This is a genomic window from Paenarthrobacter sp. NPDC091669 (assembly GCF_044756725.1).
GTDB lineage: Bacteria > Actinomycetota > Actinomycetes > Actinomycetales > Micrococcaceae > Arthrobacter > Arthrobacter bambusae_C.
On record NZ_JBIVTK010000004.1, the window covers coordinates 357612 to 370687 of the forward strand.

14 protein-coding genes and 1 tRNA gene are annotated in these 13076 nt (G+C 62.4%); 3 read left to right on the forward strand and 12 right to left on the reverse strand.

Going from position 1 to position 13076, the window contains the following annotated elements:
• Positions 1-102 precede the first annotated feature (102 nt).
• From ACIQLI_RS09285 to ACIQLI_RS09310, 6 genes are read right to left on the reverse strand one after another with little or no spacing between them, the layout of a single operon-like run.
• A complete protein-coding gene (locus tag ACIQLI_RS09285; RefSeq protein ID WP_400387426.1) occupies positions 103-807 on the reverse strand; it encodes a hypothetical protein in 705 nt (234 codons plus the stop codon).
• Positions 804-1781, reverse strand: coding sequence for a VWA domain-containing protein (locus tag ACIQLI_RS09290; protein ID WP_400387429.1), 978 nt, complete (start codon positions 1779-1781; stop codon positions 804-806). The genes ACIQLI_RS09285 and ACIQLI_RS09290 overlap by 4 nt, the downstream gene beginning before the upstream one ends.
• The gene (locus tag ACIQLI_RS09295; RefSeq protein WP_400387432.1) at positions 1778-2758 is read right to left on the reverse strand and encodes a vWA domain-containing protein; all 981 of its coding nucleotides are present in this window, start codon (positions 2756-2758) and stop codon (positions 1778-1780) included. Before ACIQLI_RS09295 ends, ACIQLI_RS09290 begins: the two co-directional genes overlap by 4 nt.
• Complete coding sequence (locus ACIQLI_RS09300; protein ID WP_354227065.1) at positions 2749-3219, reverse strand: hypothetical protein; 471 nt, start codon at positions 3217-3219, stop codon at positions 2749-2751. Before ACIQLI_RS09300 ends, ACIQLI_RS09295 begins: the two co-directional genes overlap by 10 nt.
• Positions 3200-4129 (reverse strand): DUF58 domain-containing protein, encoded by a 930-nt coding sequence (locus tag ACIQLI_RS09305; protein ID WP_400387435.1) that lies wholly within the window; start codon positions 4127-4129, stop codon positions 3200-3202. Before ACIQLI_RS09305 ends, ACIQLI_RS09300 begins: the two co-directional genes overlap by 20 nt.
• Before the next feature lie 12 nt (positions 4130-4141).
• Positions 4142-5149 carry a MoxR family ATPase gene (locus ACIQLI_RS09310; protein ID WP_354227069.1) on the reverse strand — a complete coding sequence of 336 codons (1008 nt, stop codon included), beginning with the start codon at positions 5147-5149 and terminating at the stop codon, positions 4142-4144.
• Positions 5150-5283: 134 nt separating this feature from the next.
• On the opposite strand from ACIQLI_RS09310, the gene ACIQLI_RS09315 reads away from it, so the two are divergent.
• Complete coding sequence (locus ACIQLI_RS09315) at positions 5284-5517, forward strand: hypothetical protein (RefSeq protein WP_354227071.1); 234 nt, start codon at positions 5284-5286, stop codon at positions 5515-5517.
• Between the two features lie 28 nt (positions 5518-5545).
• Here the strand turns inward: ACIQLI_RS09315 and ACIQLI_RS09320 are convergent, their stop codons facing one another.
• The 5 genes from ACIQLI_RS09320 to ACIQLI_RS09340 form a co-directional block, all read right to left on the reverse strand.
• Positions 5546-6424, reverse strand: a complete 879-nt coding sequence (locus ACIQLI_RS09320) for a carbohydrate ABC transporter permease (protein WP_400387439.1) — start codon at positions 6422-6424, stop codon at positions 5546-5548.
• Positions 6421-7290, reverse strand: coding sequence for a sugar ABC transporter permease (locus ACIQLI_RS09325; RefSeq protein WP_354227075.1), 870 nt, complete (start codon positions 7288-7290; stop codon positions 6421-6423). The genes ACIQLI_RS09320 and ACIQLI_RS09325 overlap by 4 nt, the downstream gene beginning before the upstream one ends.
• Entirely contained in the window at positions 7287-8645 is a 1359-nt protein-coding gene (locus tag ACIQLI_RS09330) for an extracellular solute-binding protein (RefSeq protein ID WP_400387589.1), read from the reverse strand. The genes ACIQLI_RS09325 and ACIQLI_RS09330 overlap by 4 nt, the downstream gene beginning before the upstream one ends.
• 58 nt (positions 8646-8703) lie before the next feature.
• Positions 8704-9903 carry an ROK family protein gene (locus tag ACIQLI_RS09335; RefSeq protein ID WP_354227079.1) on the reverse strand — a complete coding sequence of 400 codons (1200 nt, stop codon included), beginning with the start codon at positions 9901-9903 and terminating at the stop codon, positions 8704-8706.
• Positions 9904-10127: 224 nt separating this feature from the next.
• Positions 10128-11273 (reverse strand): class I SAM-dependent methyltransferase, encoded by a 1146-nt coding sequence (locus tag ACIQLI_RS09340; RefSeq protein WP_400387444.1) that lies wholly within the window; start codon positions 11271-11273, stop codon positions 10128-10130.
• A 188-nt stretch (positions 11274-11461) separates the two neighbouring features.
• On the opposite strand from ACIQLI_RS09340, the gene ACIQLI_RS09345 reads away from it, so the two are divergent.
• The gene (locus ACIQLI_RS09345) at positions 11462-11839 is read left to right on the forward strand and encodes a cupin domain-containing protein (RefSeq protein ID WP_089595289.1); all 378 of its coding nucleotides are present in this window, start codon (positions 11462-11464) and stop codon (positions 11837-11839) included.
• 63 nt (positions 11840-11902) lie between these two features.
• Here ACIQLI_RS09345 and ACIQLI_RS09350 read toward each other — a convergent pair.
• Positions 11903-11975, reverse strand: a tRNA-Ala gene (locus tag ACIQLI_RS09350).
• A gap of 411 nt (positions 11976-12386) precedes the next feature.
• Here ACIQLI_RS09350 and ACIQLI_RS09355 point away from each other — a divergent pair.
• Entirely contained in the window at positions 12387-13016 is a 630-nt protein-coding gene (locus tag ACIQLI_RS09355; protein WP_354227084.1) for a ScbR family autoregulator-binding transcription factor, read from the forward strand.
• Positions 13017-13076: the final 60 nt, after the last annotated feature.

The following is a 13076-nucleotide window of genomic DNA, read 5'->3' on the forward strand; positions in this document are numbered from 1 at the left end:
TAACGCGAACGACGGCGGCCGGTCACCTTTTGCGGTGATCGGCCGCCGTCGTTGTTGTCCGCTATGGGTCCAAGGATTCGTGAACTTTGTTCGCCAAAAGGGTCACCATGGTTTGTCAACGCGCGGGCCGTCATCAGGACTGCGCAGGTATTCTCCGCGTTCCTGCCCCTCCGAGCGTTCCCGTTGGGCTTGTTGCGCGCTTTCCTCCAGCCGTTTGAGTTGTTCCTGTGGAGGCGAGGACGGGGATTCGCCGGAAGGCTGCTGCGCCTTGCCGCTTTGCGGCTTTCCCTCGGCGATTTTGTTCGTGAGCCGTTCCTCCGCCGCGTCAAGGGCTGCGCCCTCCCCTGCAGCGTTGGCGGGACCAACAGCATGGCAATGCGGCGGAGATCCTTCCGCGGCAGCAAGTCCTTCCGCAAAAAGCCGGGTCGCAGCGTCACCGCCCCCGGCCGCATCCCCCAATTTCTCGATGCTCAGGACAAGGTTGACCCGGACTTTGCACTCGTCTTCACCGGGACCGAGCCGCAACGCTGTCTCGAAGTCTTCCCGTGCGGCAGCGAAGTCACCCGCCAGCACCCGGGCGTCCCCGGAGGCGAACGGCGCCTTATGCGGCTCCACGAAGTTGACTACATGGAGCCAGGAGGCAGCCCGGGCCACGTCACTTCCCTGACCGGCAGCGTAGGACTCCGCGGCTGCACCACCCAGGAGGCCCACGCTCAGGAGTTTCGCGGCAACTGCGAGCGCCAGCAGGGCCGGTGGCGCGGACCACAGCGCAAGGTGGAGTCGCGGTCGTCGTGCGTTGTGGGTCATGGGGTGCGCTCCTTCGGTGCTGCAGGCCGGAGGTTCAGGAGTGCGGTGAGGTGGCGCAGTGGTTCGTGCAGTGCCAGCAGGAAGGCGGCCAGGGCGAGCAGCCAGTAGAGCTCAATGCGTCCGGGGGTGTCCGCGTCGCTGATGGTGAGGGCACCTGGCTGGGTTTTGCCGAGCATGTCCGATGGCGGCTCTGTCCCGGTCCGGTGTGCGTAGGGGAGGCGGAGTTGCTCGGCGATAGCGCGGAGTTGGTTCTCGTCAATGCGCGAAACGGCTTCCTGTGGGGTGTCGGAGCTGCGGTCCTTGAGGTAGCCGGCGTCCGCATCCGGGGTTTCCTTCATGCGTCCGCCCTGAGGGGTGCCGTATCCAAGGACCGCTCCCCCGGCTACGTTGGCGGCGTCCATGGCCGGCGGCTGCTCTGCGCTGGTGTTTTCGCCATCGCCGGCGTAGAAGACCAGTGCAGGCCGGCCAGGGTGTTGCTCCTTGGTTGCCGCAAGCCGCTCTTTGAGCAGCTGTGCTGCGCCGGTGACGATGCTTCCCTTGGCGTATCGGGGGTTCTGGGGTTGGAGTGTGGTCATGGCAGTCTGCAGCGCGGTGGCGTCTCGGGTGAGGGGCATGCGGACGGTGGCCTTGTTGTCGAACGTGATCAGGGAGAATTTGGCACCGGCGAGCTCCTTGGCTATCGCCATCACGTCGCGTTTGGCCCCCGACAGCCGGGTAGCGGAGCCGTTGTAGTCTTCGGCTGCCATGCTGGTGCTGGTGTCCACCACGAAGAAGACATCCATCTCCGCGGCGGCGGTGTTGGCCTGTCCACCGGGCCAGCCTGGCCTTAGCATGGCGAGGAGCAGAAGCACGACGGCGACGCCCCGCAACGCAGCTGGCCTCGCTTTCCGTGTCAAGGCCAGCACTGTGAATACCAGCACGGCGGCGAGGGCCAGGACCAGCAGGGGCCAAGGAATGACCGGGGCGAAGGTCATGGTTCCAGCCTCCAGCCGAGTACCAGCATGCCCGTTCCGGCAACCAGGGCGATCCCGAGCGGCCAGGCAGGAGCATCGGCTACCACTGCCTGGGGAGCTGCACGGTAGCTTGTGGCTTCTGTTTCCTGCACTTTCCCCACGATGCCCGGCACGGCCTCCGCGCTGTCTACGGTGAAATAGGCGCCCTCGGTACGCTCAGTGGCGGCCCTGAGTTGGGCGCCGGGTTCATCGGGTTGGTTGCCGTAGTCCATGTCGCTGGGGTTCAGTGCATAGACTTTTACTTTTTTGTCGGCGGCCAGTGCTGCCGCTTCCTCCAGGCTGAAGATCGGCTCGCCGGAGAGGAAGTTGTCAGTGGCCAGCACCACGGACCGCGAGCGCTGGGCCCCATCGGTGCCTGTGTCATCGGGAAAGCTCTGCACGCAGGATGCCAGGCCGTCGCCGATCAGTGAGGAGCCTGCGCCGTTCCACGTGCCGTCGAAGAAGGATCCTGCCCCGCTGTCCAGGGCTTCCTTGGCTTCGGCGAGCTGTTCGGCGGCATAGTCGTAGTCATCCGTGAGGGGAAAGAGTTGCACGCTGCTGCTGTCGAAGATGACCATGCCGATCCTTTCGCCGTCGAACTCCTTGGCGAGTTCCTGGAACACGGTGGCTATGGCGGCATCGGTGCTGGTCATGGATCCGGACACGTCCAGGCACAGCACGATGTCCCTGTTCCGGATTTCCGGCTGCTCCGTGGTGCGCAGGATGGGCCTGGCGGCGGCTGTAGCGGTGGCGGCGAGGAACACGGCGCCCAGCACCACCGCCACCATCAGCCGCAGGCGGTACCTGCGTAGTGCGTGCTGGTACTCCGGCAGGTCGGTCAGGCGGTCGCCGTGCGCGACGGGCCGGGTCTGTGGGGGACGACGACGGCGGTACAGCCAGGCGCTGATGGCCACCGCTGCTGCGGCAAGGGGAAGGATCCACCCGTAGCTCAGTTCCATCCGATCACCACCTGTCGCGCAGCCTCTGCTGAGTGCCCCACGGGGTGGAGTGGCACGCGGGCGAATTCGTTGGGGTAGATGCCCGCGATTCCTGCAGCAAGTTCCTCGAATCCTTGGCGGCGGAGATCTTCCAGCGTCATGGACGTGACGGGCAGCCCCGTGGCTGCCCCGGCGAACTCCCGCACGAGGAAGCTGAGTCTTTGGTGGGCGTCGCGCACTGGTATCCGTCCGGCGTCGGCGTCTTCTGCTGTGGCGTTGATGGCCGTCAGGCACGCGGAGCGCAGGGATTCCAGGTCCTGCTGTGGCGGTCCTTGTCCGGCCGGCGGTCTCCGGCGCGGGGGCCGGAAGATCCAGGCGTACCAGGCACCCACCACCAGGACTATCAGCAGGCCGGCCCAGAACCATTGCGGCTGGTACTGCAGCGGCGCGTAGAAGCCGGGATCATCCTGCACGGTGGCCACCCCGAGCGGTACCCCTGGCAGTTGTCGCACCCGAACGGTGCTTCTCAAGGAGTGCAAAGACGGCAGGCAGGACGTCCGCGCTGCCTGAGGTTTGTTCCTCGGCGATGCCCAGTCGGCGGAAGAGGGAGCTGCGGTGTTCTCCGCGTTCGGCCATGGCAGCTTCATAGGCCGCCCGGACCTTGCCGTCGGCGGCCAGCGGGATGGGAATTCCCTGCCCCGTGCCCAGATCCTTACTGTTCGTGGCACCTTTGTCTGCCACCGGTGTGAGGTTCGCGTCCCGGACGGTGAGCCACAGGACTTCGTGCCTGGCTCGAAGCCTGCGCATCAGGCCCTCAGTACGGGAATCGGGCATGAACTCGTCCGCGACGGCTATAACAAGCAGGCGCCCCTTCAGGTATCTCAGGACGTAGTCCAGTTGCTCCGCGAGGGAACTGGCCGGTCCGTCCACGGCGACGCCCGCATCGACCTCCTGCAGCAAGCGTTCCAGGTGCTCCTCGCCGCTGCGGGGCGGGACATACCGGGTTGTGGTCTCGTTCCCGTGCAGGAGGCCGACGTCGTCACCATGGCGGCACGCAAGATACCCCAGCACTCCGGCTGCCTGCACAGCAATGTCCTTCTTGGGTTCACCAGACAAAGCCTGGGCAGCCATGGTCCGTCCGGTGTCCACGAGCAACAGCACCGAGTGCCGGCGAACTGCCACATACCGCTTGACCAGGGGCGATCCGTGCCGTGCGGTGGCTTTCCAGTCAATATCCCTGACTTCATCTCCAGGAACGTAGGCCCGCAGCTCATCAAAGTCCAGGCTGCGGCCTTTGAAAACGGAGCCGTATTCGCCGTCGAGCAGGGTCAGGGTCCTCCGGTGGGCGAAGATGAACATCTTCGACTTAACCCGGCGAAGCAGGCTGGGCACGCGCAGTCCCCGCTACGGTGTCTGGACAGACGCCACGACGGCATCAATGACGGTTTCCACCGGGACACCTTCAACCACAGCATCGAACCCGAGAATGATGCGGTGCCGCAGGATCCGGTGTGCAAGGCTCTTCACGTCCTCGGGAATCACGTGGTCACGGCCGTTCAGCAAGGCCAGGGCCCTGGCTGCCTGGCTGAAGGCAATGCTGGCCCTGGGGCTGGCACCGAACTCCACCAGGTCGGCGAGCCTGGGCTCCAGATATTGGGAAGCATTGCGGGTGACGTAGGCAAGGCCCACGATGTACCTGACGATGGCGGGGTCGATGTAGACCCTTCGCACGAGTTCTTGGACCTGGACCACGGCGTCCAGTGAGGCAGCAGCCGGCGGCTTCTGGTCGGCGTTGAACACCCCGGCGTCAATCCGGCGGATGACTTCGGCTTCCTCGGCCGGGCTCGGGTAGTCCAGAACGTCCTTGAGCATGAAGCGGTCCATTTGGGCTTCGGGGAGCCGGTACGTCCCTTCCTGCTCAATCGGGTTCTGTGTGGCCAGCACCAGGAACGGCTGCGGCAAAGGGTAGGACTCGCCACCGATGGACGTCTGCCGCTCCTGCATGGCCTCCAGCATGGCACTCTGGGTCTTCGCGCTGGATCTGTTGATCTCATCCAGCAGCACAATGTTGGCATGGACCGGGCCCAACTGAGTGACGAATGTTCCCTTGGCTGCGTCGAAAATCTGCGTGCCTGCGATGTCGCTGGGCAACAGGTCCGGAGTGCACTGGATCCGGCGGAACTCCGCGCTGACCGATTCCGCGATCGCCTGGGCCGCCGTGGTCTTGGCAAGGCCCGGCACACTTTCAAGCAGCACGTGGCCGCCCGTCAACAACCCGATGACCAACGTCTCGCGAAGCCTGGCCTGGCCCACCACTTTGTTCTCAAAACTCCGGATGATGCTGCCCACGAGTTGTTGGGCACGGGCCATGTCCGGTGCGTCGATTCCGGCCGTGGCTGTGGTCTGCTGCACTCGTGGTCCCCTCGCTGGCGTCTGGCGTCTCCCGGCAGGCAGCCGGCTAAAAAGCCGGGCATCAGTGCTTACGCCTGCATGGGCCACTCTATCCAAGTCTGACCTGTTCAGGGCAGCAATGGGGACCCCTCCCCATGCAGCCCTCCGAGGTCTATCCTTTTGCCATGCATCAGCTACCAGCCGCCTATCAGAAGTACCTCGCCGCCCAGGACCAGCACGTCATCGACGCCGTTCGGCCCGTCCTCCTGCAATCAGCCGCCGACGAACGCCACGGGGTCCGGATCACCTTTAACCGGGGACCCACCGGACATCAGGCCCACTTGGATGAGTCCATACCGTACGGCGAGATCATCGAGGACATCGACTGAACGCCGGCCACCCCCTTCCCATCTCCAGCTAGCCCTTCATAGCTCCAGACAGGGCAAAGGAGTTCCCCATGCCCCGGGAAACCAGCGCGTAGAGCAGGAGCACCGGGACCGAGTACAGGATGGAAAAAGCAGCCAACTGGCCGTAAGCGATCGCTCCGTGCTGGCCGAAGAAACTGAAGATGGACACTGCCGCCGGTTGCTTGCCCGGCGACAACAACAGGATGAAGGGAACAAAGAAGTTTCCCCACGCCTGGATGAAGACGAAGATGAACACCACACCGAGCCCCGGCCTCATCAGCGGCAGGACAATGGTGCGCAACGCGGTCATGGCCGACGCCCCGTCCATCCAGGCCGCCTCCTCCAGTTCCAAAGGAACCGAGTCCATGAAGTTCTTGGTCATCCAGATCGCCATGGGCAAAGTAGTGGTCGCCATGAAGAAAATGGTCGCCGCCATGGAGTCCAACAGTTGCAGCTGGACGAACAACCCATACACGGGCACCATAATGGCCGTCACCGGCAGCGAGGTGCCGAACAGCACCGTGTACATGAACGGCTTGTTGAACCGGGACTGATACCTGGACAACGGATACGCCGCCAGCACGGCAGCAAGGAGGTTCACTGCAGCCGTACCGGCGGACAACCACAAGCTGTTTGCCAACGGCAGAAACAGCAGCTCAGGAGTCAGCACCGCACTGAAGTTGAGGGTCGACGGCGCCGATGGCACCTTGGTCTGGTATACGGCCTGGGGGTCGACGGCGGCCAGCAGCAACCACAATAATGGCGCCACAAAGCAGACACCGATCGCGGCCAAGGCGATATCCGCACCCAACCTGGCCCTGGAACGGGAGGCGCCACCCGTCGTCGTGACTTGTGCTTTCCCCCGCGCTCGCAGTTCCTTGGTGGTCATGGGCGACGCTCCCTCAGGAGCCGAACGTAGACGGCACCGAACACCATGCCCAACAAGATCAGGACCGACGCCACCGCTGTTCCATAGCCGATGTCGCCAAACTTGAACGCCTCCTGGTATGCCAGCACCGGCAAGGTAGTGCTGGCGTTGGCAGGTCCGCCCGCCGTCATCACCCAGATGAGGGTGAAAACGGCCAATGTCTGGAGCGTAATCAACATCAGGTTGGTGGTGATACTGCTCCGGATCAAAGGCAGGGTAATAAAGGTGAGCCTCTGCCACCCCCGGGCGCCGTCCATGAGCGCGGCCTCGGAAATATCCCGGGGCACGTCCGCCAAAGCCGCCCGGTACACCAGCATGGAGAAAGCGGTGCCGCGCCAGGTGTTCGCCAGGATGATCGCCACAAGGGGGAACGAATACAGCCAGTCCACGCCATGGATACCGACGATGCCCGCCAGTTGGTTCAGCGTTCCGTCCCGGTTGAAGTATGCATACGCGGCAAACGCGGCCACAATTTCCGGAAGCACCCAGGCCGCAACCACAGCTGTACCCACCAATGACGAGACTACTTTCCGTGAACGCGTCATCAGCAGTGCGATCAGCAGGCCCAGCACGTTTTGCCCCAACACCGCCGACGCCGCGACAAAGACAACGGTCAGCCAGGCCGACAGCGGAAACGAGTCATCGCTGAACATCCGGGCGTAGTTGTCGGCGCCCACCCACTGCGGGTCCTGCGCAGCTTTGCCCGTCAACGACGCGTTGGTGAAAGACGCGTAAAACGACCACGCCACCGGGGCCACCAGGAAAAGCAGGAGCAGCAGAATCGACGGAACTACCGGCAGGAGCCGCAGGACGCGGCGGATGGTCATTTCTCCAGGACCTTGTCCTCACCCACAAGCTTCCGGACGGTGGCATCGTATTCTGCTGCGGCGTCCTCGGGGCTTTGCTTGCCGGTTATGACTGACTCCGTGGCCACCTGGACGGCGGTGGAAATCTTGGGATAGTCAGCTGTGGCGGGCCGGTAATGCGTCACGGCCACCAGGTCTGAGACATCCTTGACGAACGGGTTGGCTGCTAAATAATCGGCTTCCGCGGCGACATCGGTCCTGACGGCAATCTGCGAATTGTTGATGTCGTAGGCCAACGCGTTCTTCTTGTTCAGTGCAGTGGTGAGGAACTGGAAGGCAAGGTCGGGGTTCTTGCTCTTGGCACCCACCGCCAGCGTCCAACCACCGGACATGCTGACACCTCCGGGCTCCTGGCCGTTCCTGGTGGGGAACATAGCGACGCCCATGTCCTGCTCATATCCTGCCCACTCGTATGCCCCACCCTTTTGCCAGAACGACGGCGTGTAGGAACCTTCCACGGTGGCCGCCAGTTTCCCTTGCGGGAACCACTCGCCAAAGACCTTCTTCCAGACGTTGGCATCCAAGGCCTCGGCGGGGCTCACTGCGAGTTTTTCGTCGTAGAGGGTCTTCAAGAACGCCAGGGAGTCAGTAAATCCTTGGGAACCGACCACCCACTTCTTAGCGTTCTCGTCATACAACGTACTGTCTGTCCCGTAGAGGAGTTCATAGAAGCCCTGCATGACTGTGCCCTCGCCGGTCCCCTTGCCTGCGTACATGTTGAAGGCGATCACGTTGGGATCGGATGCCTTCACGGCACGGGCCGTGGTCAGGATGTCATCCCAGGTCTTTGGCTGCCAGGGCAATGAAATGCCCGCCTTTTGCAGGACTGCCTTGTTGTACCAAATAGCTCTGGTGTCCGTACCGAGCGGCACCGCATAAATACTGCCGTCATCTGCCCGGCCGGCCGCTTTGGCTGCTTCGTTGAACAGGGACCAGTCGTCCCACTTCTCAAGGTAACCATCGAGCTTAAGGAGGTACCCGGCGTCGACGTCCGAGCGGACCTTGAAGGTGTCCTCGTAGAAGACATCCGGCGCAGTGTCCGTGGAACGCTGCGCCAGGGCAAGCTTGGTTCCGTAATCGTCATCGTTGGCCTGAATGGGCTGAAGCTCAACGGAAATCCCTGAGTTGGCTGCCTCGAACTCCTTCTTGGCGTCCTGCATGACGGCGTCGAGGGCGGTAAAGGCATCCGTTTTCTGATAAACGATCTTCAGCGTCTTATTCCCGGCCGCGTCAAGGCTAGGCGAACAGGAGCTGGCTGCCACAAGGACGGCGGCGGCTGAAGCGAGGGCGGCAAACTTCCCCGCCACGCGCTTCATACTACCTAACTTCATTGGGCGGCCCATGGTGCTCCAATCCGTCAAACGTCGTGCTGAATCAGCCTTCCAGAAGGAGCCGCTGGGCCCGCGGTGCCAGCATGTGCTCCAGGACGAGACACGCGGCACCGATTGCGCCGACGTCCTCGCCCACTCCGGTTCCTACAACTTCGAGGTCATGGATCATGCGGGCAGCGTTGTTCCTGTCCAGCAGTTCGGGAACCCGCTCCAGGAAGTAGGGTGACATCCGGCCCCAGAAGGGACCACCGAAAACCACGCGCTCCACATCCAAGGTATTGGTCACTACGGACACGGCACGGGCCACGAGGGTAGCCGACTTGTCCAGGATGGCAATCGCTTTTTGGTTCCCGGCGTCAGCTTGGTCGCACAGCTCGGCAAAACGCTCTTGGACCTCGGGACCGTCTGCCCCCTCACGGTGACCGTCCAGGACACCGGCTGCCTCGGCCTCAGCCACCAGGACCTGAGGGATGCAGGAGGACTTAACGCATCCGTGCAGTCCGCAATCACATAACGGACCGGAAGGATCAACCACAATGTGGCCGATTTCGCCGGCGTTGCCGGAGGTTCCACGCACTACTTCATCATTGAGCACGATTCCGCAACCGATGCCGGTACCCATGTACATGAAAACAAAGCTGCCGGCGCCGCTCGCGCCACCTGCCCAGGTCTCGGCAACAGCTGCGCTGGTGACGTCCTTGTCAACGAGGGTCTCCAGCCCGGTGGCTTCGCTCAAAGCCTCGCGGATGCGCACCCGGTTCCACCTGGTCAGCAGGGGCGGCTCCACCACGGAGCCTTCATCCAGGTCAATGGGTCCGGGGACGGCAACGCCAAGACCGGCGATCTTGGATGCATCCACTCCCGACTCTTCGACCAGGACCTGGATTTGCGCGGCGATGCTGGTGATCACGTCGGCGGGGTCCCCGCCCGGGGTGGACATCCGGGAATGCCTGACGACGTCGCCCAAGAGGTCAAGAACCACAAAGGTGATAACGGCCGGGTCCAGATGGACACCAACGGCATACATCCCAGCCGGGTTCAACCGCAGGATGGTCCGCGGCTTGCCCGGCCCCGATCCTTCCTTGCCGGCCTCGACGATCAGCTTTTGATCCAGCAGGCGCCGGGAAATATTGGAAATGGTTTGGGGGGAAAGTCCAACAATCTGTGCCAGCTCCACGCGGCTGAGCCCCTGCGCTGACCGCCGGATCGCCTCCAGAATGACGGTCAGATTGAAGTCCCCCATACGGGGTAGATTCGTTCCGCGCCTCGGTGTCGGCTGCCGGATCTCAGTCACTGATGCCCCTCGTCATTCGGAAAAACTTCGTCGAATTTAGTCTCTGTCTGCATCGTACGATACCCACAGCCCCACAGGTACGAGCACACGCTGGCGACGAAGTCAGGGGTTGGTAACGATGCCACTGAATTGTATGCGACAGCTTCCTGGACCGTGCCTTGATGACGGTGAATTCAGGATTTGAGGCTGCGTGTCACCGTGAACTTAGGGTTGCGGCCTTCCTCCGATGTCGGCCCTATGAGCCGTTCCAGCGCACCCCGGTACTGCAAGTGACTGTTGTAGACGGTCCACAACTCCCCACCTGGCGCCAGCATTCGTCCTGCGGCTTGGAACATCTTCAGCGCAGCGCCTGCATGGACGCTGGCCCCTACATGAAACGGCGGGTTCAGCAGGATGAGGTCCGCACTGCCAGGTGCAAGCGTGGACATCGCGTCATCATGAAGGATGGCCACCCGGTCCCCCACCCCATTGGCCTCCGCAGTACCCCGGGCCGAGGCAACAGCAGCCGCTGATTGGTCCGTTGCCACCACGCTCGCCTGCTCATGGCGCCGTGCATACATGGTGGCCAGGATCCCCGTGCCACATCCCAGGTCCACCACCCGCCGGGCAGGCGGCATCCGGTCCAGGAAGGTCAGCAAGAAGCGCGTCCCAATATCCAGACGGGCCCCGGAGAAGACGGCGCCATGTGCGCAGACCGTGATTCCCAATTCCTGCAACGGTTCAACAACGGGGAACGGCGGCGCGTCCCGAACCGGTTGGGGATCCCTGGCAATGAGCACCCTGGACTTCCGGCGGGCAAGTTGTGGTTGGACAGAGGAGAAGTACTTCTCCAGGACTGAATTCATCCCGGTGGACATATGCTTGATGCGGCCGCCTGCCAACACCACCGTATCCGGCGCTGCGAAACGGGCAACGGCGTCGGCGATTTCCTCCAACTCAGCAAGCGACTTCGGCAATTGAACAAGTACCAGCCCTGCATTGCTGAGCAGATCCGGGCCTAGACCATGCTGTGTGAAACGGCCCTCAAGTCCTGCTGTTGCTGCGTTGCGCTCCAACGCGAGCCGTCCCGTGAAAAGATCCTGGTGAACACGGACGTGCCCGACGCCGAGTCCCGCCAGTGCACCCAGCGTCAGGGCACCGTAGCGGTCGCCAATAACGACAACTCCGGTGTGTTGGCCCACCATTTTTGCCGCTGTTTCCAGCAGAATCCGGTCAGTGGCGTCGTAGGCCTGCAAATTCTCCGCTTCGACGTCCGGAAGCCTGCTCAAGGAGCCAAAGAGGGATTCCAGTTCCAATGCCGTCACGATGGAGGTTCTCACTTTCGTTGCGATTTTGACTCGACTTTGTCATTGCTTGGGAGGAACCTGAGAGTGCAGCACGTAAACACCTGGTCGTCCCGTCAGTTTGGTAAAACCCATCACAGAGGCGGCCGGCACACGTCGCGGTGACCAAGGAGCCAGGCACCGGGACCATCCGTCATCCGGCTCCCCCTCCCCTGCGAGAAGCCATGAGTGTCAATGTTGTCACGAACCTTGAAGTAAAGTCCCATAACTCTCCCGACGAGACGCGCCGTCCGGATAAGACCGTCCTGGACCTCGTCACCGTAGGCGAATACACAATCGGCCGTATGACCTTTGAGCCCGGTTGGACGTGGGCTGACTGCATCAAACCTGTAGTGGGCACCGACTCCTGCCAGTTGAGCCATGTTGGATTCTGCGTTTCCGGAAAGCTGGACGTTGAAACCGACGACGGCGGCCAGATCAGTATCGCTGCCGGCGACTCCTACACGATCCCGCCGGGCCATAACGCCCACGTGGTAGGCGACGAACCGTTCCAAGGTGTCGAGTTCGTCAGCGGCGCCGAGTTCGCACGTCCCCCTGGATAATTTGAGCGGCTATCAGGACATGCAAAAAGACCCCGCTCGGATGAGCGGGGTCTTTTTCCGAAGTGGAGCTGAGGGGACTCGAACCCCTGACCCCCTGCATGCCATGCAGGTGCGCTACCAGCTGCGCCACAGCCCCGGATTTGCTGGTTTTCCGAAGAAGTTTTTCTCTTCCCGTCGAAGCAACTCGTCAATACTAACCACAATCCATCGAGAAGCGAAATCGGTCAACCGTGAACTGCGTCACCCCGAGCCGCTCCTATCAGGTATACCCGCGCGTCTAATCCAGTGAACCCGGCAGCCGAGGCGCGCTGGACGAATCCGCCGCGCCTCCCCCCAAACCGGCTGCCTGGGAGCGTGCCGTCATCCAGCACCGCCCCTGATGAAGTCTAAGATCGATACTTCCAGAAACCAAACCGTCCAGTCGGTTTATTTGAGCGACCCGACTTTGCCCGGTGATAGCGTTATGGGGTTCCAGAGGCGCCACAGCCAGCATCCCGTGACAGAACAACCGGCCCCACCACATCGCTCGAAAGGTCAGCCACTACCAATGCAGCAACGTGCGCAGGACACCCGACTGGCAGTCATTGAAGGCGCAGCCCGTGTCTTCGCGGAGATTGGGTACGGAAACGCCAGCCTGGCTGACATCACCAAGCGCGCGGGCGTGACCAAAGGCGCACTTTACTTTCACTTCACGTCCAAGCGTGAGCTTGCCCTGGCTGTCATCGACGAGCAACACGCCCTGGTCCAGTCGGCGGGTTCGGAGATCGCTGCTTCCAACAACACTGCGCTGCAGAAAATCATCGGCCTCTGCAGGATGTTCGGGCAGCAACTATTGGATGAACCGATAGTCCAGGGCGGGATACGGCTCACATTCGAAGCCTCCGCGTTCCAAGCTGACGTTTCCGGCCCTTACCAGGACTGGATCAACACCGTCCACCAGTTATTGGCTCAAGCCCGGACGGAGGGGGATGTCCGCGCCGATCTGGATGCCGCAGCCTTCGCCCGCTACTTGGTGGCATCATTCACCGGGGTCCAGATGGTCTCCGAAGTCCTCACTGCGCGGGAGGATGTCATGGCCAGGATCGAACAAATGTGGGAATTCATGCTGCCGGCCCTGACATCAGGCGCAAGCCACCAGACACAAAGTCCGCCACTCGGTGATGACCCAACCGCTTGAGCCCGGGAACAGCAGCCGAATCAATAAACTCCTGGTACAGCAAAGGGTCCTGCTCTCACT

Bases quoted from the DNA above. Each gene is read 5' to 3' on its own strand.
- ACIQLI_RS09290 (WP_400387429.1), bottom strand. From the start codon at position 1,781: ATGACCTTCGCCCCGGTCATTCCTTGGCCCCTGCTGGTCCTGGCCCTC.
- ACIQLI_RS09355 (WP_354227084.1), top strand. From the start codon at position 12,387: ATGCAGCAACGTGCGCAGGACACCCGACTGGCAGTCATTGAAGGCGCA.
- ACIQLI_RS09325 (WP_354227075.1), bottom strand. From the start codon at position 7,290: ATGACCATCCGCCGCGTCCTGCGGCTCCTGCCGGTAGTTCCGTCGATT.
- ACIQLI_RS09315 (WP_354227071.1), top strand. From the start codon at position 5,284: ATGCAGCCCTCCGAGGTCTATCCTTTTGCCATGCATCAGCTACCAGCC.
- ACIQLI_RS09345 (WP_089595289.1), top strand. From the start codon at position 11,462: ATGAGTGTCAATGTTGTCACGAACCTTGAAGTAAAGTCCCATAACTCT.
- ACIQLI_RS09330 (WP_400387589.1), bottom strand. From the start codon at position 8,645: ATGAAGCGCGTGGCGGGGAAGTTTGCCGCCCTCGCTTCAGCCGCCGCC.
- ACIQLI_RS09320 (WP_400387439.1), bottom strand. From the start codon at position 6,424: ATGACCACCAAGGAACTGCGAGCGCGGGGGAAAGCACAAGTCACGACG.
- ACIQLI_RS09295 (WP_400387432.1), bottom strand. From the start codon at position 2,758: ATGGAACTGAGCTACGGGTGGATCCTTCCCCTTGCCGCAGCAGCGGTG.
- ACIQLI_RS09335 (WP_354227079.1), bottom strand. From the start codon at position 9,903: ATGGGGGACTTCAATCTGACCGTCATTCTGGAGGCGATCCGGCGGTCA.
- ACIQLI_RS09285 (WP_400387426.1), bottom strand. From the start codon at position 807: ATGACCCACAACGCACGACGACCGCGACTCCACCTTGCGCTGTGGTCC.